Annotated in this window: 14 protein-coding genes; 5 read left to right on the plus strand and 9 right to left on the minus strand. The window is 60.7% G+C overall.

The features are described from left to right. The first annotated feature begins 73 nt into the window (after positions 1–73). A complete protein-coding gene (locus AC1RR7_RS25660) occupies positions 74–4222 on the plus strand; it encodes a hypothetical protein (RefSeq protein WP_493158684.1) in 4149 nt (1382 codons plus the stop codon). 4 nt (positions 4223–4226) lie between these two features. Here the strand turns inward: AC1RR7_RS25660 and AC1RR7_RS25665 are convergent, their stop codons facing one another. The 5 genes from AC1RR7_RS25665 to AC1RR7_RS25685 all read right to left on the minus strand — a co-directional run bounded on the left by AC1RR7_RS25665 (position 4227) and on the right by AC1RR7_RS25685 (position 8549). Further along, positions 4227–6044, minus strand: coding sequence for an ABC transporter ATP-binding protein (locus AC1RR7_RS25665; RefSeq protein WP_192558670.1), 1818 nt, complete (start codon positions 6042–6044; stop codon positions 4227–4229). After that, on the minus strand, positions 6037–6639 hold the full coding sequence (locus tag AC1RR7_RS25670; protein WP_172829544.1) for a DsbA family protein: 603 nt from the start codon (positions 6637–6639) through the stop codon (positions 6037–6039). Before AC1RR7_RS25670 ends, AC1RR7_RS25665 begins: the two co-directional genes overlap by 8 nt. A gap of 35 nt (positions 6640–6674) precedes the next feature. Beyond that, complete coding sequence (trhO, locus tag AC1RR7_RS25675) at positions 6675–7616, minus strand: oxygen-dependent tRNA uridine(34) hydroxylase TrhO (protein WP_096821010.1); 942 nt, start codon at positions 7614–7616, stop codon at positions 6675–6677. 102 nt (positions 7617–7718) lie between these two features. Continuing rightward, positions 7719–8018, minus strand: a complete 300-nt coding sequence (locus AC1RR7_RS25680) for a BolA family protein (RefSeq protein WP_065257175.1) — start codon at positions 8016–8018, stop codon at positions 7719–7721. Between the two features lie 12 nt (positions 8019–8030). Then, positions 8031–8549 (minus strand): DUF2059 domain-containing protein, encoded by a 519-nt coding sequence (locus AC1RR7_RS25685; protein ID WP_096821008.1) that lies wholly within the window; start codon positions 8547–8549, stop codon positions 8031–8033. 193 nt (positions 8550–8742) lie between these two features. Between AC1RR7_RS25685 and AC1RR7_RS25690 the strand changes: the two genes are divergently transcribed. Next, positions 8743–10137, plus strand: a complete 1395-nt coding sequence (locus tag AC1RR7_RS25690) for a class II fumarate hydratase (protein ID WP_192558672.1) — start codon at positions 8743–8745, stop codon at positions 10135–10137. Between the two features lie 37 nt (positions 10138–10174). Here AC1RR7_RS25690 and AC1RR7_RS25695 read toward each other — a convergent pair whose 3' ends face one another. Beyond that, the gene (locus tag AC1RR7_RS25695) at positions 10175–11134 is read right to left on the minus strand and encodes a DMT family transporter (RefSeq protein ID WP_096821006.1); all 960 of its coding nucleotides are present in this window, start codon (positions 11132–11134) and stop codon (positions 10175–10177) included. 210 nt (positions 11135–11344) lie between these two features. Here AC1RR7_RS25695 and AC1RR7_RS25700 point away from each other — a divergent pair, with 210 nt between their 5' ends. After that, on the plus strand, positions 11345–11545 hold the full coding sequence (locus AC1RR7_RS25700) for a DUF6316 family protein (protein ID WP_493158685.1): 201 nt from the start codon (positions 11345–11347) through the stop codon (positions 11543–11545). Here AC1RR7_RS25700 and AC1RR7_RS25705 read toward each other — a convergent pair. Together AC1RR7_RS25705 and pap are read right to left on the minus strand one after the other, a co-directional pair. Beyond that, positions 11542–12726, minus strand: a complete 1185-nt coding sequence (locus tag AC1RR7_RS25705; RefSeq protein ID WP_493158686.1) for a thiolase family protein — start codon at positions 12724–12726, stop codon at positions 11542–11544. The two genes, AC1RR7_RS25700 and AC1RR7_RS25705, sit on opposite strands and share 4 nt — an antisense overlap. 101 nt (positions 12727–12827) lie before the next feature. After that, entirely contained in the window at positions 12828–14342 is a 1515-nt protein-coding gene (pap, locus tag AC1RR7_RS25710) for a polyphosphate:AMP phosphotransferase (protein ID WP_493158687.1), read from the minus strand. 173 nt (positions 14343–14515) lie between these two features. On the opposite strand from pap, the gene mnmC reads away from it, so the two are divergent. Then, the gene (mnmC, locus tag AC1RR7_RS25715; RefSeq protein WP_493158688.1) at positions 14516–16495 is read left to right on the plus strand and encodes a bifunctional tRNA (5-methylaminomethyl-2-thiouridine)(34)-methyltransferase MnmC2/FAD-dependent 5-carboxymethylaminomethyl-2-thiouridine(34) oxidoreductase MnmC1; all 1980 of its coding nucleotides are present in this window, start codon (positions 14516–14518) and stop codon (positions 16493–16495) included. A gap of 18 nt (positions 16496–16513) precedes the next feature. Here mnmC and AC1RR7_RS25720 read toward each other — a convergent pair whose 3' ends face one another. Beyond that, positions 16514–21346, minus strand: coding sequence for an NEL-type E3 ubiquitin ligase domain-containing protein (locus AC1RR7_RS25720; RefSeq protein ID WP_493158689.1), 4833 nt, complete (start codon positions 21344–21346; stop codon positions 16514–16516). 298 nt (positions 21347–21644) lie between these two features. Between AC1RR7_RS25720 and AC1RR7_RS25725 the strand changes: the two genes are divergently transcribed. Beyond that, positions 21645–23417, plus strand: a complete 1773-nt coding sequence (locus AC1RR7_RS25725) for an N-acetylglutaminylglutamine amidotransferase (protein ID WP_493158690.1) — start codon at positions 21645–21647, stop codon at positions 23415–23417. Positions 23418–23419: the final 2 nt, after the last annotated feature.

A 23419-nucleotide genomic window follows, 5' to 3' on the forward strand; every position in this document is an offset into this window, starting at 1 on the left:
ACCGGCGGGATCGATTTACTGGGCACTTCAGGCCTCCCCCACTGTGGCGGGAATGCCTCACAAGGAGTGTGACATGCCCTCGACGTCTTCAGCTTCAACCAACCTGTCGACAACCGCCGAATCCAGCGCCAGAAAGGCGCTTGGACTGGACACCGGCCCGGATATCGATTCCCTGGTTCCCCAACCGACCGGCCGGGACAGGAAAAAGTTCAGGGCCGCGCAGCTCGCGACACCGCCCCTTGCGCCCTCCACGACGCTGGAACAGTACAAGGCAAAACGCATCAATGAGCGAATGATCGACACGGTCAGGATGTTTCTGATCGGCAAACCTTCGCTGATCCGTCATTTGAGTGGCGATATCCTGCGTCTTGCGGATACGGAAGAACTGCGCGCAACCCCCTCGGTTTTCCTCCAGCGAATACTCAGTTCCCCAGAATCGCTGGACCTGACCGAGCGGCTGCTGAAAAAGCTCAAATGGTACGGCGCATCCGCTGGCGAACAGACGTCGGCGTCCGTTCGTCATCAATTGATATGCAAAGCCATCTGCCTCTATCTGCATTCGCCTTCAGCCGATGAGCAGCAGGAACTCGCCGGTTTCCGCTGGCAGGACTCGATCCACTGGGGCAAAAGCTACTCGACCCTGCGCAGCGATTTCGAACAGCATTTACTGCGCACGCGTCGGGCTGCCAACACCAAGGAGTCGATCCTTCTGGCCCGAATATTCCAGACTCGGCTGTCGAAAGACTTTGCCGTGCCCGATATCCCGCCCGAGCTTCGCTACAAGAGTTCGGTGGTGTGGGTGAACTTCATGCACGGTGTATTGCTGGCCGAGACGCTCGGGCTGGATCAGTCGCAGCCGTTGTCCTTCCAGCAACTCGTCGACCTGCCCATTGAGCGTACTGCTGGCGCCTCAGCTGCAGAACTGGAGGCAATTGCCCGACTGCGGATAAGTCCCGCCCTTGAATGGGCGGTCTGCACGGGCGTCGTTCAGGCGCGACCGGCCTTCGATTATGACCAGGATGATATCGAGCGGGCGCTAACGGCGCTGGAAGCACAAAGTCAACGCTTGAACAGCGCCGTGATGACTTTGGAGCTGGCCCCGCCCGATCGACTGAAAATGGCCAGGGAGATTTTGGCGGATCGATTCGGCGGTTTTACGTTCAAGCGGGACGGGCGCAAATTGCTGACAGCCGATGGCAGCTACAGCGGATTCCGGTCAACCCCGGATCTGAAGTTGATCGGCCATGACCTGCTGGACCTCTACGCAGACGGTCAGCTCGATGGCGGCAAACGATGGATTGTCTCGCTGTCCGATGGCACTACCCGATCCACGACAGCACTCAGACTGGATAAGCAACGCGTCCTCTACGCCGAGCGCGAAAACTCGCGAGGTGGTTATGACCGGGTGAATTCAGGTGACTACAGCTGGGCTGGAAAGGCTTTGCCGGATATCAATGCGCAGTTTGAAAGCGCCTTCAACCAATATCTGGCGACTATCAGGCCGCCTTATCAGACCTTGATTGCCAGCTTGCTGACTTCACTGCCAGCGAGCGACCGCCAGGCATTGGCAATGGGTGAAATCGAGTTGTTGGGGCTGCGTCGAAAATCAGCACCCAACGAACCGTCTGATCTGACGCGGGCCAGGAAGGGTTTCATTATAAAAGTGACCCACCAGGGGAATATTGCCTACCACGAGTTGATCCCGAGTGCCGGTGTCATTCGCCTTCGACCCACCTTGAGGTTTTCAACCGTCAATGGCGTTCGGACCGAGTTTCCATTGCACGCCACCATCCCCGGACAAATCTATTCCCCCGAGCGCGACATCAGCACTTCGTTGCTGCTCGATTGGTCGGCCCATGTCCACGGCAGGGCACCAGCCGCCCGGGCGTACTACGTCGGTTATCTCGACACCGTAGGCAATATAGCCGCAGCCTCCAGTGATGCCGGGACCGATGCCGCGACGCTGACATCACGACTGGGCGCACTGGCCCATTACATCGCGACAAACTTCCTTTATGTCGATGAAGAACACCTGCGCCTGCAAGCCCGGGGGATGACGATCTTCGACACCATCCGGGCCAAAACCGAGAGGCGTCTGGAAATATTCGTGACAATCGTCAAAGGGTTCGTCCCCTTCTGGGGTAGCATCGAGGACCTGCTCTCGGGCGATGTCAAAAGCAAAGTCCTGGGCGGGGTCGGACTGCTGTTCGACCTGACTTCTTTCCTCTGCCCGATCGGCAAATTCATCTCCGGCTCGGTTCGCCTGATCCGTGCCGCTGTCGGCACCACTCGCCTGGCGGTCCAGGCGACGTTGCCGTCCTTCTCGATACTGGCCCGCAAACTGCTGACCACCTCACTGGCAAACTTCAATCCGCTGGACGGTGTGCCGTCACTCCTCAAAGGTCTGGTGAGCGGAGTCGGCAAAGGACTGTTCTTTGTCGGCCGCGCCGGAATCGGCGGTATCAAGAAGCTTACGGGAACGGCCGAGCACTACCGACTGATCCAGGACCTGCCCCAGGTCATCGATCCCGGGCACTGGAAGCCGCTGACAAACGGCGACCGACTGGCGACGGTCAACGGCATTGATGACGTCCTGATACGTCATACAAGCGCGTCCGGCCTGGAGCGCTTTCATCTGGTCGACCCGATGACAGCCCTGCCCTACGGCCCGCGTCTACGCCACAACGGCAAAAACCTCGAACAGGGCCGATCGGCCTTCAAGACCCTGCCCCCGACCGAATCCCACGTGATAGCGCGAGTTCCGGAACAGGCGCGTATCCGGGAAGTGCTTGAGGTCGATGGACGCACCACACTGCTGATTGATGACATCCCTTATCGGCTGGACGGCGATCAATTGCGCCGCGCCGACCTGATTGATGACCCGTCGATCTTTAAAACCGTACCCTGCAGGGTGCGGCGTATGCCGGGCAAAGCCACGTGCAAAACCAGTTACGTCACCCGCGATCCGGCACCGACGCCCGCCAATGGCAGCTTTGACACGGAAAAAGGCTGGGCACCGTGGTTCGGGGACAGCCGTTATACGCCGGCCTTTCCAGGTCGGGCGATGCTGCTCAAGACCCTGAAGCGCAAGACCCGGCACCAGGGGACGATAGCCTTTCAAAAAGGGATTTATGGCCGAATCAAGGTTGATGTCCCCTACGGCACACGGAATCAGTTCGACAGGTTCGAAGCCGGCGCCACTATCGTCCCGGCCATGGATGGCTCAAAGCACTACGTGTTCACCCGACTGGACGCCGCAGCCTTCTACGTCGCCGAAGTGCCCAAGGGACAGAGCCTCGCGACACCGCTGACTTTGCGCAAGGCCAATACCCTGCCTGCCGATCTGAAGGATGAGTTGATGACGGTTTATACCGGATCGCTCAATGCCAATAACATGGCGAGGATCCACGGCACTGCTGCGGTCGAACGTGCCATGGAAACCATGGAGAAAATTGCCATTCGCATAGGCGGTCACACGAACCCACCCGATACGCTCAAGCTGCTCAAGGTCGATACCAGCCCGGGCGAAGCGGTGATGTTCGACCATTCGACGCGCATGATTGTCAGACGGCGGAAGGACGGCGCCGCGTCCTGGTCGAGCAGTCAGGGCGCTTCGGATACGTTTCGCCAACGAACTGCCGACATCTTCGATACGCTGTTTGCCGAGAAGACCATCGATATCCAACAGAGCGCCGACTTGAACATCAATCAGACGATGATCAAGCTTCAGGCGCTGCTCCCGCCTCATTTCCAGGGACAGAAATTGCGCAACATCGCCTACGCCGACATCGTGACATCGACCGGCACCCGTGAGGTGTACGTCAGCGTTTCCGGTGCACAGGGACTGACCTCGGAACTGCCACTGTTCAAGCATCCGTTCGCGCCGGATAAAGTGATTGTCGGCGATACCACCTACTTCAACATCGACTTTGGCAAGACCTTCAACATAACCTCACTGGAAGTCTCGAGCGAAGGGCAATTGGTGGCGATTCCCCGTACGATAAAGGACATCGACACCTACACGCCTGCGGTGACCCGCCGGCCGACCTCTCTGGACAGCGAGGCCAAACTGATCAGCGTGCTTCGCCAGAAGTATCCCGAAAAACACATGATCGCTTCGGTCGACGTGGCCACGACCATGCCCCCATGCACCAGTTGTTCGGTGATCGTCAAAGAGTTTGGCTACGACGGCACGGCCAACGCGCTGGAGGTGCTGTGGTAATAACCTACAAACGCTGCAAATGCCCATAAAGCTTGGCGTACAACCCGCCATCGGCAATCAGTTGCTGATGGTCGCCATCCTCGGCCACTTGCCCGCCGTCGAACACCAGCACCCGGTCCGCCTGCTTCACCGCCGACAAGCGGTGGGCGATGATCAGCGTGGTGCGGCCATGGAGAAAGCGCGCCATGGCCTGATGCAGGTTGTATTCGGTGGCGGCGTCGAGGGCTGACGTCGCCTCGTCGAGGATCACCACTTTGGGTTCGGCGAGGATCATCCGGGCGATGGCCAGCCGTTGTCGCTGGCCGCCGGACAGGCGCACGCCGGAGCGGCCGACGATGCTGTCGAGTCCATCCGGCAAGGCGCGGATAGTCGCTTCAAGCTGGGCAATTTCCAGTGCCTGCCAGCACGCTTCGTCACTGCGGGTACGGCCCATGGTCAGGTTGGCTCGCACGGTGTCGTTGAACAGCGCCGGATGCTGCAGCACCACCGCGACATTTTCCCGAACCGTTTCCAGGCCGATTTCCTGCTGGGTCGATCCGCCGAAACGAATGGTGCCGGCCAGCGGTGTGTACAGACCCAGCAGCAGTTGCACGAGGGTGCTTTTGCCGCCGCCGCTGGCGCCGACAATCGCCACTTTCTCGCCCGGTGCGATGGACAGGTTCATCTGATCCAGCACCAGCTCATCGCCATAACCGAAGCTCAGGCCTTGCACCTCGATGCCGACGGTATCGCGGCCCTTGAACGGATCGACGCCACCGGGGTATTGCGGCTCGTCGGCACGGGCCAGCAGCTCGTTGATCCGGGTCAACGCACCGCCGGCGGCGTAATAGGCGTATTGCAGGTTCAGCAGTTGTTCGACCGGGCCGATCATGAACCACAGGTAGCTGAACACCGCGAGCATCTGGCCGATCGAGAGGTCGGAGAACAGCACCGTGAGCATCGCCGCCGCGCGGAAAATGTCGATGCCGAACTGGAACAGCAGACCGCTGGCACGGTTGGAGGCGTCGGTCTTCCATTGCGAATTGACCGCATAGTTGCGCACTTCCTGGGCTCGCAGGCCGAGGCGCCCGAGGAAAAAGCCCTGTCGGTTGCCGGCGCGCACTTCCTGGATCGCATCGAGGGTTTCGCTCAGCGCCTGGGTGAAACGCGAGGTGCTGTCGTTCTCCAGTTTCTTCAGATGCTTGACCCGTTTGCCCAACTGCACCGTGGCGTAGATCACCAGCGGGTTGAACAACAGGATCAGCAGCGCCAGTTTCCAGTGCATCCACATCAGGATGCTGGCCGTGCCGACCAGCGTCAGCATCGCCACCAGGAAACGACTGAGGGTTTCGCCGACAAACTTGTCGAGGGTGTCGAGGTCGGTGACCAGGTGCGTGGTGACCGTGCCGCTGCCCAGGCTTTCGTATTCACCCAGGGAGATCCGTTTCAGACGCTCGATCAGCCGCACGCGGATGCGATAAACGATGTCCTTGGCCAGTCGCGCAAACAACCGCGCCTGCAACACGCCAAAACACAGGGCACTGCAGCGCAGGGTCAACGTCACCACCAGCATCAGGCCGATGTAGCCTGCCGCCTGCTGCCACATCGTGGGCAGCGCATGGTTCATGACTTTCAGTGCGGCATCGCCATGGCCAAGCAGGACTTCGTCCACCAGCAACGGCAGCAGCAACGGAATCGGCACGCTGCACAGCGTCGCCAGTACGGCCACGCCGTTGGCGATCCACAGGGATTTTTTGTGATGAAGTGCCAGACGCCGGACTTCAGCCCAGCTCAGCCGGTCGACACGCTTGACGGCTGGCGTGTCATCGGCCGGGTCAGACACAGGCCGCGCGCTCCAGCCATCGACCGAGCAACGGCGACAGTTCACTGAGCGGCTGGTAGCCGTTGGTCAGCAACGCCAGCTGGCCATTGCGCTCGGCGAGCAGGGTCGGAAATCCGGCGATTCCCAGGTCCTGAACCCAACTGAAATCGGCTTGGGTCGCCTTGTGTTGATCGGCATGATCAAACAGGGCAGCAAATTCGATGCGGGGGACGCCGGCCTTCTCTGCCAGCTCCACCAGAACGCTGGCCTGGGTGACATCGCGACCTTCAGCGTAAAACGCGTGCTGGATCAACCCGACCAGTTTCCACGCGCAATCCGGCGCCAGGCTGCGCGCGGTGACAATGGCCCGGCAGGCAGGCTCGGTGTCGTAGACAAAACCGTCCGGCAGCGCGCCTTCGAACTTGAACGGCTGGCCGGTGGCCTCGGTGACCGCCTGCCAGTGCTCGAGAATGTAGCGCCGGGTGGTCGGCTCCAGCGCCGCACCGCTGCCGGTGCGCAACCCGCCGACCACCAGGTGCAGCTCCACCCCGGCTGCCTGCGCCTGCTCCACCAATGCCTTGGCCACCGGGGCAAATCCCCAGCACCACGAACACATCGGATCCATCACATAGAGCAGGCGTGCAGACATGATTAAGCCTCGGTGGATGCTTGCTTATAGTTGTAGCCGATCGGGTGCGGCATGTTGCGCGCTTTTGCCAGTTCGATCTGTTTCTGACGGTCGATGGCGCTGCGGCGAGTCTTCTCGCTCAGGGTGTCCCAGCAGTGCGGGCAGCTGATGCCAGCCACGTAATGCTCAGAAGCGCGATCTTCAACGCTGACCGGGGTACGGCAGGCATGGCACTGATCGTAGTCGCCTTCGCTCAGGTCATGGCGCACGGTCACGCGGTTGTCGAACACAAAGCAGTCGCCCTGCCATTTGGTCTCTTCCTGCGGCACCTCTTCGAGGTACTTCAGGATGCCGCCCTTGAGGTGGTAAACCTCTTCAAAGCCTTCGCCCAGCATGTAGCTCGACGCCTTCTCGCAGCGGATGCCGCCGGTGCAGAACATCGCGACCTTCTTGTGCACGGCCGGGTCGAAGTGTTCTTTGATGTAGTCGGGGAATTCGCGAAAACTGGTGGTTTTCGGATCGATGGCGCCTTCGAAGGTGCCAATCGAGACTTCGTAATCGTTGCGGGTGTCGATCAGCAGCACTTCCGGGTCGCTGATCAGCGCGTTCCAGTCCTGCGGTTCGACGTATGTGCCGACTTTCTTGTTCGGGTCGACGCCTTCGACACCCAGGGTCACGATCTCTTTCTTGAGCTTGACCTTGGTGCGATAGAACGGCTGCTCGTCGCAGTACGATTCCTTGTGATCGATATCGATCATGCGCGGATCGTTGCGCAGCCAGGCCAGCAGGCCGTCGATGCCTTCACGGCTGCCGGAAACCGTGCCGTTGATGCCTTCTTCGGCGATCAGCAGGGTGCCTTTGATGCCGTTGTCGACCATCGCTTGCAGCAAAGGCTCGCGCAGGTTGACGTAATCTTCGAGGGTGACGAACTTGTACAGTGCCGCCACGACAATCGGTTGTGTCATGGGTATTTCTCCAGGTGGCTACCCTCGTAAAGGGTGAACCGGATGCGAAAAAAAACGCGCCGGGTGAGCGGCGCGTTGCGGATTCTAGCAAAAAACCGACGTTTAATGCTTGCTGCCGCCGGCACAGGTCGGCGACGCCGGAGCGGCGCCCACCTCTGCCCATTCCTGCGGGGTGTAGGTGTGCAGCGCCAACGCATGGAACTCGCCCATCAGCTCGCCGAGCGTGCCGTAGACTTTCTGGTGGCGCTTGACCCGGTTCAGACCTTCGAACTGCGCGCTGACCACCACTGCCTTGAAGTGGGTCTGCAACCCGCGACTGTGCATGTGGCTTTCGTCCAGCACCTGCAGATGCTCAGGCTGAAGCAGCGCCAGCGTCGATTCGATGCGTTGTTGCATGGTCATCACGAACTCCGCTTACTTCTTCTTGGCCGGAGCAGCGCCTTTCGGTGCCAGCTCGTTGGTCATGTCGTCCAGCAATTTGTTGACGACCGGTACTGCGCTTTCCAGTTTGGCCTGAGTCATCTGGGCCGATTGCTGAGTCAGCTGCGGCATTTTTTCCAGAACTTTCTTGCCCAGTGGCGACTGGTAGAACGCGACCAGATCTTTCAATTCCTGTTCGCTGAAGGTGCTGGTGTAGAGCTTGACCATGTCCGGCTTCAGCTTGTTCCAGCCGATGGCCTGGTCCAGGGCGGCGTTGGCCTTGGCCTGGTAGGTATCCAGTACGGTTTTCTTGGATTCCGGCGCCTTGGTCTGTTCAAAACGCTGGGCAAACATCTGCTGCACTTGCATGTACACCGGAGTGCCCAGCTTGTCAGCGTGCGCCAGGGTCAGGAAAGTTTCGGCACTGGCGTTGTGGCTGGCGGTATCGGCGAACACCTGGCCGCTGGCGCAAACCAGGGCAACCGCGGTGCAGATGGCACGAAGACGAGTCATCGAGTTTCCTTTTCAGCTAGGCGAGGTAAAACCCCAAGGGCGACCATTCTGCGCCTGAATAACGCTGCGGCTCAACCCCCGAGCCTTGCCGCGCTTGATTGGCGGAGCCTGGCGGGGCAACAATCGAGCGGATGGAACCACTTGGGCCACACCGGGCCTAAACTGCGCAAACAGACCAACAGGAGTGTGCACGATGAGCCGTATCGAAACCGACAGCCTGGGCCAGATCGAAGTCCCGGACGACGCTTACTGGGGCGCTCAGACGCAACGCTCGCTGATCAACTTTGCCATCGGTCAGGAACGCATGCCCTTGCCGGTGCTGCACGCCCTGGCACTGATCAAGAAAGCCGCGGCCCGGGTCAATGACCGCAACGGCGATCTGCCCGCCGACATCGCCCGCCTGATCGAACAGGCCGCCGACGAAGTGCTCGAAGGCCAGCACGACGACCAGTTCCCGCTGGTGGTCTGGCAGACCGGCAGCGGCACCCAGAGCAACATGAACGCCAACGAAGTGATTGCCGGCCGCGCCAACGAACTGGCCGGCAACCCGCGCGGCGGCAAGTCGCCGGTGCATCCCAACGATCACGTCAACCGCTCGCAGAGTTCCAACGACTGCTTCCCCACCGCCATGAGCATCGCCACCGCACAGGCTGTGCAGACCCAACTGCTGCCGGCCATCGCCGAGCTGTCGGGTGGCCTGGCCGAGCTGTCGGCGCGGCACATGAAGCTGGTGAAGACCGGTCGCACTCATATGATGGACGCCACGCCGATCACCTTCGGCCAGGAGATCTCCGGCTTCATCGCGCAGCTGGATTACGCCGAACGGGCGATTCGCGCGGCGTTGCCGGCGGTCTGCGAACTGGCTCAAGGCGGCACCGCCGTCGGTACCGGGCTCAACTCGCCCCACGGTTTCGGCGAAGCGATTGCCGCGGAACTCGCGGCGTTGTCCGGCCTGCCGTTCGTCACCGCGCCGAACAAGTTCGCCGCCCTCGCCGGCCACGAGCCGCTGACCACGCTTTCCGGCGCCCTGAAAACCCTCGCCGTGGCGCTGATGAAGATAGCCAACGACTTGCGCCTGCTGGGCTCCGGCCCACGTGCAGGTTTTGCCGAAGTGCGGCTGCCGGCCAACGAGCCGGGCAGTTCGATCATGCCCGGCAAGGTCAACCCGACCCAGTGCGAGGCGCTGTCGATGCTGGCCTGCCAGGTGCTGGGCAACGATGTGACGATCGGTATCGCCGCCAGTCAGGGTCACTTGCAGTTGAACGTGTTCAAACCGGTGATCATCCACAACCTGCTGCAATCGATCCGCCTGCTGGCCGATGGCTGCAGCAACTTCCAGCAGCACTGCATCGCCGGACTGGAGCCGGATGCCAAGGTCATGGCGCAACATCTGGAACGCGGCCTGATGCTGGTGACGGCGCTCAACCCGCACATCGGTTACGACAAGTCGGCAGAAATCGCCAAGAAGGCCTACAGCGAAGGCAAAACCTTGCGCGAGGCAGCGCTGGAACTGGGGTATCTGACCGATGAAGAGTTCGATGCCTGGGTGCGGCCGGAGAACATGATCGAGGCCGGCGCCAAGGGCTGAGTCATCCCGATCCTTCCCACGCCTGGCGCGGGAAGGATCATCCGACCAACAGTTTCGCCCGCCGGGCCTTGAGCCCGGCAATCAGCGAAGGCCCGAGCGCCACCAGCGCCGACCCCAGCACCACCAGCACCGCCCCGCCATACGCCAGCAAATTGATTTGCTCGGCATGCACATATTCCGGCCACACCCCAGCCGCCACCGCCACCGCGCCAAACGTCACCAACGGCGTGATCGCAAGCGTCGCACTGACCCGCGAGGCCTCCCAATGCGCCAGCGCCTCGGCAAACGCGCCGTAGGCGATCAGGGTGTTCATGCAGCACGCCAGCAGCAACCAGCCCTGCAACGGGCTCAGCTCCAGCGCTTCGAGCGGATGAACCCACGGCGTCAGCAACAAGGCGCAGAACAGGTAGATCACCATCATCACCTGCAACGAATTCCATACCGTCAGCAATTGCTTCTGGCCCAGCGCATAGAACGTCCAGACCGTCGATGCCAGCAGCACCAGTAACACACCGGCGGTGTAGTCAGACAACGATGTGAGCAACTCCGCCAGACGCTGATTGAAGAACAGCGCGAAGCCGATCAGCAGCACCGCCAGCCCCATGCCCTGACCCATACTGAAGCGTTCCTTGAACACGAACAGACTGGCGATCAACAACATGATCGGCCCCATCTGCACCACCAACTGAGCGGTGCCGGGGCTGAGCAGGTTCAGGCCCATCAGGTACAGCACGTAGTTGCCCACCAGCCCGAGCACCGCCATCAGCACCAGCCAGCCGCCCTTGGGCCCGAGCACCTTGCGGCTCGGTAAACGCTTGGTCGCCGCCAGATAAATGAACAGACAGCCGCCGGACACCGTCAGGCGAAACCAGGTCACCGTGATCGGGTCCATCACCTGCAGCACCTGCTTGAGCTTGATCGGCAGGATTCCCCACAGAAACGCGGTCAACAAGGCCAGGAACATGCCGTACACCCAGCGACCCGACGAAACGTGCATGAGAACCCCGAAAGCCAATGACAGGAGCGCTCATTCTAGGCGCAGAGCTCCGGCCGACACAGGAACAGTTGCGCTCAAGCCGCTAATGAAACTGTGCAGGTCGCAGCATTAAATTGACGCGTTGCCGTTGATCGGCTGACGAAGCGCTGCAAGTGGTTCAGGCATAAGCTCTTTGGATCCCATCCAGCGCAGCGCTCAAGGAGATCGATCATGTTCGGAATGCGCGCCCAAGACACCGTCCCCGCCACGCACTTTCGCAGCGACCGGGTGTGCCGGGTCAACGGCGAACTGTTTTTCAGCACCCGGGAGAACACCCTCGAAGGGCCGTTCGACAGCCCCGAGAAAGCCGAGCAGGAAATCCGCGCGTACATCGCGCGGATGCAAATGATGGATTCCGGCAGACCGTTTTAGCGCACCGCTTCAAACAACCCGGTCGCGCCCATCCCACCGCCCACGCACATGGTCACGATCCCGTAACGCAGGTTGCGTCGCTGCAACTCGCGCACCAGATGCCCGACCTGCCGCGATCCGGTCATGCCGAACGGATGGCCGATGGAAATCGATCCGCCGTTGACGTTGTACTTCTCGTTGTCGATTTCCAGCCGATCACGGGCGTACAGGCACTGCGAGGCAAACGCTTCGTTCAGCTCCCACAGATCAATGTCCGCTACCTGCAAACCTTTGGCCTTGAGCAGCTTCGGCACCGAGAATACCGGGCCAATGCCCATTTCGTCCGGCTCGCAACCGGCCACGGTGAAACCGCGGAAAAACGCCTTCGGCTTGAGCCCCAGTTGCAGGGCTTTTTCCAGGCTCATCACCAGCGTCATCGAGGCACCATCGGACAACTGCGACGAGTTGCCGGCGGTCACTGAACCGTCCTCGGAAAACACCGGTTTCAATCCGGCAAGGCTTTCATAGGTGGTGTCCGGGCGGTTGCAATCATCGTGATCGACGAGGCCATCGAGGATCTGCACCTCGCCACTGTTCTTGTCTTCAACCCGGTACTTCACCGCCATCGGCACGATTTCATCGTTGAACAGGCCGGCTGCCTGCGCCTGGGCGGTGCGGATCTGACTTTGCAGCGAGTAGCGATCCTGGGCCTCGCGGCTGACACCATAACGACGCGCCACCACTTCGGCGGTCTGGCCCATGGTGTAGTAGATGCCGGGCGTCTGCTGCTTGAGCAACGGGTTGATCAGGTGGTCGGTGTTGACGCTTTTCAGGGTCAGGCTGATCGACTCGACACCGCCGGCGACGATGATGTCGCTGCAACCCGAAGCGATCTGGTTGGCGGCAATCGCAATCGCCTGCAAGCCCGAAGAGCAGAAACGGTTGAGGGTCATGCCCGCCGTGCCGGTGCCCAGTCGCGAAAGCACCGCCACGTTACGGCCGATGTTATAGCCCTGGGCGCCTTCGTTGGAGCCGGCACCGACGATGCAATCCTCGACGCTGGCCGGGTCGACGTCGTTGCGCGACAGCAAGGCGTTTACACAATGGGCCGCCATGTCATCGGGACGGGTCTGGTTGAACTTGCCGCGAAAGGACTTGGCCAGGCCGGTCCGCACGCTGTCGACGATCACCACTTCACGCATGGCATACCTCATTGTTGTAGTCGGTTGAGAGTGGACCGAGCATAAGTCCACCCAATCGCCGACCGCGACAATCATTCACCTCGCGTATGCGTGCACATCGGTCAGTCCTTGTGTTTCTTGGCGTGCCTGTCGGACTTCTCGAAGGCCTCTTCCAGTGCACGGTTGATCGTGCGCAGCACCTTGACCCGGGCCCAGCGCTTGTCGTTGGCCTCGACCAGCGTCCACGGCGAGATTTCGGTACTGGTGCGGTCGACCATGTCGCCCACGGCTCCACGGTACGCGTCCCACTTGTCGCGGTTGCGCCAGTCGTCTTCGGTGATCTTGAAGCGCTTGAACGGGATCTCTTCGCGCTCCTGGAAACGCTCCATCTGCGTGTCCTTGTCGATCGCCAGCCAGAACTTGACCACGATCACGCCGGCGTCGGCGAGTTGCTCCTCGAAGTCGTTGATTTCGCCGTAGGCGCGCATCCAGTCGGCGGTGCTGCAAAAACCCTCGACCCGCTCCACCAGCACCCGGCCGTACCAGGATCGGTCGAACACAGTGAACTTGCCCCGGGCCGGAATGTGCCGCCAGAAGCGCCACAGATACGGCTGCGCCCGTTCCTCTTCGGTCGGCGCGGCAATCGGCACGATGTTGTACTGACGCGGGTCGAGCGCCGCCGCGACCCGACGGATCGCCCCGCCCTTGCCCGCCGCATCGTTGCCTTCGAACACCGCCACCAACGCATGCCGGCGCATGCGTTTGTCACGCATCAGCCCGGACAGTCGCGCCTGCTCGGTGATCAGTTGTTCTTCATAGTCTTTCTTTTCCAGGCGCTGGGTCAGGTTGAGGCTGTCGAGCAGGTTCAACTGATCCACCGAGGCGCCCAGCGGCTGGGCGTTGACATCGTGCGGGTGGACGTCGGGGCGCTTCAGCGCATTCTGCAGGCCTTCGAGCAGAATCTTGCCGACCGTCAGGCTGCGGTAATGCGCGTCCATCCCTTCGATGACATGCCACGGCGCGTAATCGCGGCTGGTGCGACGCAACACGCGCTCGCCGTATTTGACGAACTTGTCGTAGGTCTCCGATTGCTGCCAGTCCAGCGGGCTGATCCGCCAACTGTGCAACGGGTCGTCGGCCAGGGCCTTGAGGCGCGCCTTCATCTGTTTCTTGGACAGGTGAAACCAGAACTTGAAGATCAGCGCGCCTTCATCGCACAGCATCTTTTCCAGACGCTCGGCGCCGGCAATCGCCTGATCAAGTCGCGGGTCCTTGAACAAGCCGTGCACCCTGCCCTGCAGCATCTGGCTGTACCAGTTGCCGAAGAAAATCCCCATCCGCCCCTTGGCCGGCAGCATCCGCCAGTAACGCCAGGCCGGTGGTCGTGCCAGTTCTTCGTCGGTCTGCTGGTCGAACGTGCGCACTTCGATCAGGCGCGGGTCCATCCATTCGTTGAGCAGCTTCACTGTCTCGCCCTTACCGGCGCCTTCGATGCCGTTGATCAAAATGATCACCGGAAAGCGCTTTTGCTGCTGCAATTCGAACTGGACTTCAAGCAGTGCTTCACGCAGGGCGGGCACAGCGGCTTCGTAGGTTTCTTTGTCGATGGCGTGACCGATTTCAGCGGATTCGAACATAGGGACGGCTCCTTCCAGGATTCAGCAAGACTAGCGGATTGGGCACAGACACGGCACAGAAATTCCCGCCGGCGGCGGATTGTCCTTGAGTCATCAGCGGCAAGGCTTGCCATGGATCAAGCGCCGCCCGCGTGATCGGCTAGAATGGCCGCCTTGCCGTTGCCGAGCCTGCCATGAAACCTGTAATGCCCCACGCCCAACTCGACTGGGATGACCAGGGACGCCCGCGTTCGCGAGTGTTCGACGATGTGTATTTTTCCGATCAGTCAGGGCTGGATGAAACCCGCTACGTGTTCCTCGAACAGAACCGTCTGGCCGAGCGCTTTGCCGCGTTGCCGGCGGGCGGGCGACTGGTGATCGGTGAAACCGGGTTTGGCACCGGGCTGAATTTTCTCTGCGCCTGGCAGTTGTTCGAACAGCACGCGGTGGCCGGTGCGCGGCTGCATTTCGTCAGCGTCGAAAAGTTTCCGCTGAGCCCCGCCGACCTGCAGCGGGCGCTGGCGCTGTGGCCGGACCTCAAGCCACTGTCCGATCAACTGCTCAAGCATTACGTGGCAATCCATCAGGGTTTCCAGCGCATTGTTCTGGATCACGGTCGAGTGACTCTGACGCTGTTGATCGGTGATGCGCTGGAGCAGTTGCCGCAACTGGACGGCCAGATCGACGCGTGGTTTCTCGACGGTTTCGCCCCGGCGAAAAACCCGGAGATGTGGACTGCCGAACTGTTCGCCGAACTGGCACGGCTGGCGGCGCCCGGCTCGACCATCAGCACCTTCACCAGCACCGGTTGGGTGCGACGACTGCTCAACGCCGCCGGCTTCAAGATGAAGCGCACGCCGGGCATCGGTCACAAATGGGAGATTTTGCGCGGCGAGTTTCTCGGCTGGCCAGAGGAGGCTCCACCACCGGCGGCAGACAAACCCTGGTTCGCCCGCCCGACTCCGTTGAGCAGTGAGCGTCGCGCCTTGGTGATCGGTGCCGGTCTGGCGGGTTGCGCCACGGCGGCCAGCCTCGCGGCGCGGGGTTGGCAGGTCAGTCTGCTGGAACGGCATGCGGCGGTGGCGCAGGAAGCCTCGGGTAACCCGCAAGGCGTGCTGTATCTGAAATTGTCTGCACACGGCACAGCGCTGTCGCAGTTGATCGTCAGCGGTTTCGGCTACACCCGCCGCCTGTTGGAAACCCTGCAACGTGGCACCGACTGGGATGACTGCGGCGTGCTGCAACTGGCGTTCAATGAAAAGGAACGCGAACGGCAGGCGCAACTGGCGGCCGCGTTTCCCGAAGACCTTCTGCAATGGCTCGATCAACCCGAGGCTCAGGCCCGCGCCGGGATCGGTCTGGCGCACGGCGGTTTGTATTATCCCGAGGGCGGCTGGGTGCATCCGCCGGCCCTGTGTCAGGCACAATCCGCACAGCCTGGCGTCACGCTGCTCACCCATCAGGAAGCCGTGGAGCTGCGCAAGGTCGAAGGTCAGTGGCAAGCCTTCGACGGTGAACGATTGATCGCAACAGCGCCCGTCGTGGTGCTGGCCGGTGCCGCCGAGATCAAGCGTTTCCCCCAGAGTGCCGACCTGCCCCTCAAGCGTATTCGCGGGCAGATCACCCGACTGGTGCAGACCGCGCAAAGCCAGGCGCTGGCCACGGTGGTCTGCGCCGAAGGCTATGTGGCACCGGCACGGTTGGGCGAACACACCCTCGGTGCCAGTTTCGATTTCAACAGCGACGACCTGACCCCGACCACCGCCGAACATCTGGGCAATCTGGCGATGCTCGAAGAGATCTCCACGGATCTGGTCAGCCGTCTGCACATCAGCGAGCTCGATGCTGACAGCCTTCAGGGCCGCGCAGCCTTCCGCTGCACCAGCCCTGACTACCTGCCGATTGTCGGTCCACTGGCCGACCGCGAAGCCTTCACCGAGGCTTATCGCGCCTTGAGCAAGGATGCCCGGCAAGTGCCGGACACTCCCTGCCCGTGGCTGGACGGTCTGTACGTCAACAGTGGCCATGGTTCACGCGGGTTGATTACCGCGCCACTGTCTGGAGAGTTGCTCGCGGCATGGCTGGACAACGAACCGCTGCCGCTGCCCAGAGCCGTGGCCGAAGCCTGTCATCCCAACCGCTTTGCCCTGCGCCGACTGATTCGTGGCAAATGACGCCCTCTGCGAAGGCAATCAGTCACCGGGCGCAATGCAGGTCCCCCTCTCGATCAACTCCGTCACCTGCAGGGTCAACCGTTGCAGCAAGGCATTTTCGGTCTGTTCCAGCCGGGTGGCGCAGAGGTTCATTTCACTGAGGTAATCGGCAGAGCTGAGTTCTTCAGCCCTGTCGAACAATGCCTGAACCTCCACTTGATGAGGCACCCGGGCATCGTCGAACTGCTGCGCAAAACTGTTCTTCACGTAGTTGCTCCAGAACGGCTGGCGAACCAGAAAATCCAGCCATTTGGGGGACAGTTCAGCCGTCTGGATTTGATTGATAGCCGTTACCAGATCATCACTCGTCACATCGGCGAGTTCAGCGTATCGCATGTGCGAGGGCTGCCCCGGCAGATCGAATGCCCGCGCCAGCCCCGTGCGATAGGCAAGGGTCACTTCCAGCGGGTCGGGTGATCCTTGATCCCGGGCGTGCTCCGCGGCGATCAGGTCGATTTGCTCAAGCTGGAACAAGCCTCGCGCAAGCCTCATCAGCACTGCCGCCGACACCTGCCGCCCCCCGGAAACGCGCAACACATTGCGTACATGCACGGCGACCTCCAGATGACTGAAGTTCAACGCCGCGTTATCCGTGCAATTGATCGGGTTGGCCGCCAGATCGAAAATCTGCTCGCGCAATTCGGCATCGGCCTGCGTCGCCTCCAGTACCGTCCAGACCCGCCGGGACATATCCTCGCGCACATATTCGGAGTCGGCGGTATTGCCCAGCTCGGCCAGCAAATGAAACAAGCCTTCGGCCATCGGGTCGTCGTTGATCGCAGTCCATGTTTGCAGGCGTCTGGCGCCTACGGTTCCTCCCGTTTCGGTCAGCCAGATCGAACGTGCCTGATGCTCGTCAAGGCGCGCGATATCGTTTTCCAGATAGCCCATGCCGACGCCAACTTTCTTGCGATAGTTGTCCAGATGAGTGCTGCTGAGTTCGGAAATCGGGTTGTTGCGCAGATTGATCGTTTCACTGAAGCGCCGGGGTGTTTCAAACAGCCATTGCGGCAAATCACGAATGTCGTTGTCACGCAGGTCTACCCGATCCAGATGGGGCAAGCGCTGCAAACCTTTAGGCAACTCCGTGGTGCGGGTGTTACGCACGCTGAGGTCAGTCAGCTCAAACATCTCGCTGACATCCAGCGTGGCCCCAAGGGGATTTTCGCTCAGGTCCAGGCTTTGCAGACTGCGCATCCGCGACAGTTTCACCAGGGCCTGCTCAGTCAACTGAATCCGGTTTTGCCCCAGGCCCTGACGCCTGAGATTCGGCATGAGCGAGATCACCTCCGGCAATTGCGTAAGCCTGTTGCGACCCAGTTCAAGCGTCTCGAGGTTCTTGAAGGCTTTGAGGAAATAGACGACATCGTTGTCCAGATGCATGTTTTGCAGAGACAGATGCCTGACATGGTCAAAGGTCAGCCCGGGGGGCAGGATCGGCAGCTTTCCGAACCGCATGCCATCGAGCTTCAGGCCATACGCCGAACGATGGAATTCGTCGGGCAGGAAGATCAGTCGGCGAAAACTGTCCTCGATCTCGTACGCGACAAGATGCCGACATTCGCGCACCTCGCTCAGCACCCCGCCCTGTGCCCTGATAGCCGCCACATCATCCATCCAGGTGTCGAGCACATTGCGCAGTCGCTCCAGATCATCCTGCAATTGCCTGACCCGAAGTGCCCGAGTCAGATGGTCGCTGCCCAACTGATCAAGAAACTCCCGGGCCTGCATATCGGAAAACAGCGGGAAGAGTTTTTTCACCTTGCGTAACAAACGCTGTGGATGACTCGTCGCCTCCCCGGATGGGTTGGCGAGCGTACACACGGGTTCACGATTCATCGGTTCAAACCGGTCACCGTTCAGCAACCGGTTACAACCTTCACGCTCATCCAGTGCGCTACTCAATAATCGGTTGCGCAGGCGCCAGCCGTCTTCTGGCCTGACTCCTGACAGTCCAATCGCCTTGGTCTGGCGAGGCGAGAGTCCTTTGAGGATTGCCTGATACAGGCTGTCCGGCCCGAACATTTTGCCGAGTGATCGGGTCTGGCTATCGAACACCTCGTAACCGTTGTCGAGCCTGACCAGCGTGAGCGAGTTTCCGGGTGCGAGGGGTTTCTTGCCAAGGATCTCCAGCAGATTTCCCCTGAGTGACTGCGCCCGCAGTTCCACGTAAAGCTGCGGATCCCAACCGCTGTGTTGCGGCAACAGCCCGATGGCCAGCTTCTCGGTATCGGCATTGGCGACTTCAGCCAGGTAGAACCCTGTCAACGCCCGATCCAGGCGAACATTGCTCGTCGCCTCACTCAACCGTTGCGCAACGCCCATGGGCACTCGCCCGGTGGTTCGCAGAAGCGAGCGTTCGACACTCGAAGCCTGTCGGATCAGTTCCTGAGCATAACGCGCCGGCACATCGGGAAATGCTTGCCTTGCCTTGAGCACCGCACTGTCCAGGGTCTGGTCATAGCGCCGGTACAGGTGGTCGAACATCGAGCGACGATCGGCCTTGACCGCCGCCCCGATCAGTTTTGCCAGCGTCACCCCTCGATCGGCCGGCGCAACGTTCGCTCCGACCAAAGCGTCCACTTCTTTGGGATACAGGCCGTCGATGACGGTCTGCAGCAATTCACCCTTTTCCAGTTGGGCGTTGCTGACAATAACGCTCAGAGTGTCATCGTCAATCGAGCCGGGTGGAAAGGTCGCGGTAATGCCTCCGTCTTCGTCAACGACCTTGATGTAGCGATCCTGTGGCCAGTTGGAAAGTCCGGGTAAAGCCTGCAGCTGTTCCTGGACATGACGAGGATCAGTCGCCTCGCCACGCTCCATGGCGGCAATGAAGTCACGCACCCTGCGCTCAAGGCCGAACCGTTCGATCACATCTCGCAAACGGGGGGGCAGTGGCAGGCTGTCGTCGCTCAGCCGATGCAGTTCATCGAAGCGAGTGTCGGACAGACGCCGGATCATCTCCAGACGACTGTCATCGAGTCGCGCCAACAGCGGATCGATGCGTTTGAGTGTGTAAGCCCCGGACCATTGCTCGCTCGGCTCCGAGGCATGACGCCAGCCCCCGTGCTGATTGCGCTTGAGTATCGGGGCATAAGCCTCCGGGCGGACAGGATGCTGAATGCGCCAGGTCCTGGAAAGCGGATCCGACACCACGGCGTAGGCTCGATCGTCGACACGGGCAAAGACCTTGCCGTCAGCCTGATACAAGCCTGTCGCGTCAGATTCAGTCCCTGCCCCTGCCGGTAAAGGTTGCTCATAGGCACTCAGTTGCGGCTTCCACAATCGGGACTGTCCATTGCGGTCAAGAATGGCGGTGAAAGGCTGGAAGAAATCCGGGTGTTTTTGAACCGTCTTGATCGCCAGGGATTTCAGGGCCTTGACGCCGGCACCCACGGCGGCCATCAAGGCAAGGTTTTCCGCCACGCTGAGCAGGTGTGAAAAGGCTTCCTGACGGTCACCCCGATTCCAGTCCTCGATCCCTTCGTACACCTCGGCGAGCATTTGTCCGATCGCGACGCCCATCATCAATTGCCCCAGTACCGGCACGACGAACCCCGCCACGTTGGCGATCGTCATGCCGATTTCCAGGTACTGGATCAATCGTTTCTTGCGCTCTTCTTCATCGACATCGGCCGTCGGCACGGCGAGCGCACGGGCATCGAGTTGCAACTTGCCGACATGGCTCTTGAGCATGAAGTCGAACAGCGGACCGTTCATCTCCAATTGTTTGATATGCCCCAGGCTCTCGGTGTCGGCAAACGTCTTGAAAAAGTCGACCTTGTCGACCTCTCCAATGCAGTGGGTGAAGTAACTTTTGTAACTGCCCACCCCCAGTTTGAACTCCAGGTACGCGACGAACGCCGTGAAGCTGGTGTACTCATAGAGTGGCTGGCCGGGTTCGCCGGGCATGTACACCACACACCATTGATCGGGATCCAGCTCGATCGATTTTTCAGAGAACACCACGACACCCCAGAGGCAGCTGTCGAGCGCTTCAATGCCCTGCATGATCAGCGGCCGGCCCTTGAACTGAAGGCTTTGGGCATCGACGACGCCACCGGCATCAATCAAGCGCTGAATCGTCTGAAAACCGTCCCGGGAAACGTGTTCCTTCATCAACGCCAGGTGCAGATCCAGTTGCAGCATCTGCTTTTTCATCACCGAGATATTGCGAACCATCGGGCCGGTAGCGACCCGACTGCCATTGACCTCCCTGACACCGAACACCTGCTGGAAATGTTCCTGGTATAGCCGGCCCAGATCCAGCTCCCGGCAGAGTGCGGCGAACGCCGTCGGTGTCAGACCGGGAATGCCATCAGGTTTGCTGGCAATCCGCACGACGCTGCCTTCAGGGAAATAATCGGCTTGCACCTCGTCTCCCGTGAAGTTCTGCATGGCCGCTTCGAGCAGCGTCGGGGTCGCCGGCGGAATGACTTTCTCCCCACCTCCAGACGGGGTCACCGCTTCACAACCGCAATAGCTTCCCGGCAACTCCAGATGGTCTTTCTCGACATCGAACACAGCCAGCCAGCGCGCAGTCAGGGCGCGATTCAACTGTTCGATGCAAAAATGCTTGAGAGATTGCAACCGGCTCAAGTCCGTCTCGACTTGAGCCTGGGTTGTGTGCAAGTCACGCGCGGTCTTGTCCAGTGCCGCCAAGGTGTCGGCACTGGCCTTGAGCAGCACAGGGGGGAAGCTTTTCTGCAATGCCCTGGCGGTGTCCAGATCGCCTGTGGCCTCCAGCAAAAAGCTCAGTTTCTGTTTTTCCGTGAGGGTGATCGGTGTGACCGACACTGGTGTAGTGGACATGGGCAATATTCCTTTATTGCTGTTGAGTCCCTTCACCCTAGCGATCCCGTCATCAAATAAAAAACACGAATAACTGCCCGATCGGGCCTGCAAACAAGCAGCAATCCGTATGTTTCGAATACTTATCTACTACCTGACAGTTCAGCCAGACTGGTAACGGCCCACCGGTCAGGCCAACGCACTTATAACTGATCGTTCTAAAACTCCCACATCCGAGCCGGGTCAGTTTCTGGGTACCGGCCATTTCGGCGCGGTTCAGCGACACCCTCTCCCCAACGGAAAAACCGGTAAGGACTTTATGTGCGGATTAGCTGGCGAGTTACGTTTTGATCAACAACCTGCAGACCTTGCAGCCATCGAGCGAGTCACCCATCACCTGGCGCCTCGCGGCCCTGATGCGTGGGGGTTCCATGCCCAGGGGCCGATTGCCCTGGGCCATCGGCGCCTGAAAATCATGGACCTGTCGGACGGCTCGGCGCAGCCGATGATCGACAGCCAACTGGGCTTGTCCCTGGCCTTCAATGGCGCGATCTACAACTTCCCGGAACTGCGCGCCGAACTCGAAGCGCTCGGTTATGCGTTCTACTCCGGCGGCGACACCGAAGTGCTGCTCAAGGGCTATCACGCCTGGGGCGAAGCGCTGCTGCCGAAACTCAACGGCATGTTTGCCTTCGCCATCTGGGAGCGCGATGCCCAGCGCCTGTTCATCGCCCGCGACCGCCTCGGCGTCAAACCGCTGTACCTGTCGCGCACCGGCCAGCGCCTGCGCTTTGCCTCGTCCCTGCCGGCGCTGCTCAAGGGTGGCGACATCAAACCGATCCTTGATCCGGTGGCGCTCAACCATTACCTGAATTTTCACGCCGTGGTGCCAGCGCCGCGCACCTTGCTGGCCGGCATCGAAAAGCTGCCGCCAGCAAGCTGGATGCGCATTGAAGCGGACGGCACCACCGAACAGAAAACCTGGTGGACGCTGCCCTACGGCCCACACGACGACGAGAAAAATCTGACTCTCGAAGACTGGCGTGATCGGGTACTCGACAGCACCCGCGAAGCCGTGGCGATCCGCCAACGGGCGGCGGTGGATGTCGGCGTATTGCTTTCCGGCGGTGTCGATTCGAGCATGCTGGTCGGCCTGTTGCGCGAAGTCGGCGTGGAAAACCTGTCGACCTTTTCCATCGGTTTCCAGGATGCCGGCGGCGAACGCGGTGATGAATTTCAATATTCGGATTTGATCGCCAGACACTACGGCACCCAGCACCATCAACTGCGCTTCGACGAAAAGGAAATCATCGAGCAACTGCCCGCCGCCTTCCGTGCCATGAGCGAGCCGATGGTCAGCCACGACTGCATCGCCTTCTATCTGCTGTCCCGCGAAGTGGCCAAGCATTGCAAAGTGGTACAGAGCGGCCAGGGCGCCGACGAATTGTTCGCCGGTTATCACTGGTATCCGCAAGTGGACGGCGCGGCCGATCCATACGCGGCCTATCGCGAGGCGTTTTTCGACCGCAGCTACGACGATTACGCCGCCACGGTGCAGCCTAAATGGCTGACAGCGAATGACGCTGCCGGCGACTTCGTGAAGGAACATTTCGCACAGCCCGGCGCCGATGCGGCGGTCGACAAGGCCCTGCGTCTGGACAGCACGGTGATGCTGGTGGACGACCCGGTCAAACGCGTCGACAACATGACCATGGCCTGGGGCCTGGAAGCGCGCACGCCGTTTCTCGACTATCGCCTGGTGGAATTGTCGGCCCGTGTTCCGGGCAAATTCAAACTGCCCGACGGCGGTAAGCAAGTGTTGAAAGAGGCCGCGCGACTGGTCATCCCAAGCGAAGTGATCGATCGCAAGAAGGGTTACTTCCCGGTGCCGGGTCTCAAGCATCTGCAGGGTGACACCCTGAACTGGGTACGCGAACTGCTGCTCGATCCGAGTCAGGATCGCGGCCTGTTCAACCCCGCCATGCTCGACAAACTGCTGACCGATCCACAAGGCCAGTTGACCCCGTTGCGCGGCTCCAAGCTGTGGCAACTGGCGGCTCTGAATCTGTGGCTCAGCGAACAAGGAATCTGATC

It is taken from the genome of Pseudomonas sp. GW821-FHT11G12, assembly GCF_058808055.1.

What these genes read in the sequence shown, in the direction of transcription:
- AC1RR7_RS25660 (WP_493158684.1), top strand. Translation starts at nt 74, where the DNA reads ATGCCCTCGACGTCTTCAGCTTCAACCAACCTGTCGACAACCGCCGAA.
- AC1RR7_RS25670 (WP_172829544.1), bottom strand. Translation starts at nt 6,639, where the DNA reads ATGTGTTCGTGGTGCTGGGGATTTGCCCCGGTGGCCAAGGCATTGGTG.
- trhO (WP_096821010.1), bottom strand. Translation starts at nt 7,616, where the DNA reads ATGACACAACCGATTGTCGTGGCGGCACTGTACAAGTTCGTCACCCTC.
- AC1RR7_RS25680 (WP_065257175.1), bottom strand. Translation starts at nt 8,018, where the DNA reads ATGACCATGCAACAACGCATCGAATCGACGCTGGCGCTGCTTCAGCCT.
- AC1RR7_RS25685 (WP_096821008.1), bottom strand. Translation starts at nt 8,549, where the DNA reads ATGACTCGTCTTCGTGCCATCTGCACCGCGGTTGCCCTGGTTTGCGCC.
- AC1RR7_RS25690 (WP_192558672.1), top strand. Translation starts at nt 8,743, where the DNA reads ATGAGCCGTATCGAAACCGACAGCCTGGGCCAGATCGAAGTCCCGGAC.
- AC1RR7_RS25695 (WP_096821006.1), bottom strand. Translation starts at nt 11,134, where the DNA reads ATGCACGTTTCGTCGGGTCGCTGGGTGTACGGCATGTTCCTGGCCTTG.
- AC1RR7_RS25700 (WP_493158685.1), top strand. Translation starts at nt 11,345, where the DNA reads ATGTTCGGAATGCGCGCCCAAGACACCGTCCCCGCCACGCACTTTCGC.
- AC1RR7_RS25705 (WP_493158686.1), bottom strand. Translation starts at nt 12,726, where the DNA reads ATGCGTGAAGTGGTGATCGTCGACAGCGTGCGGACCGGCCTGGCCAAG.
- pap (WP_493158687.1), bottom strand. Translation starts at nt 14,342, where the DNA reads ATGTTCGAATCCGCTGAAATCGGTCACGCCATCGACAAAGAAACCTAC.
- mnmC (WP_493158688.1), top strand. Translation starts at nt 14,516, where the DNA reads ATGAAACCTGTAATGCCCCACGCCCAACTCGACTGGGATGACCAGGGA.
- AC1RR7_RS25720 (WP_493158689.1), bottom strand. Translation starts at nt 21,346, where the DNA reads ATGTCCACTACACCAGTGTCGGTCACACCGATCACCCTCACGGAAAAA.
- AC1RR7_RS25725 (WP_493158690.1), top strand. Translation starts at nt 21,645, where the DNA reads ATGTGCGGATTAGCTGGCGAGTTACGTTTTGATCAACAACCTGCAGAC.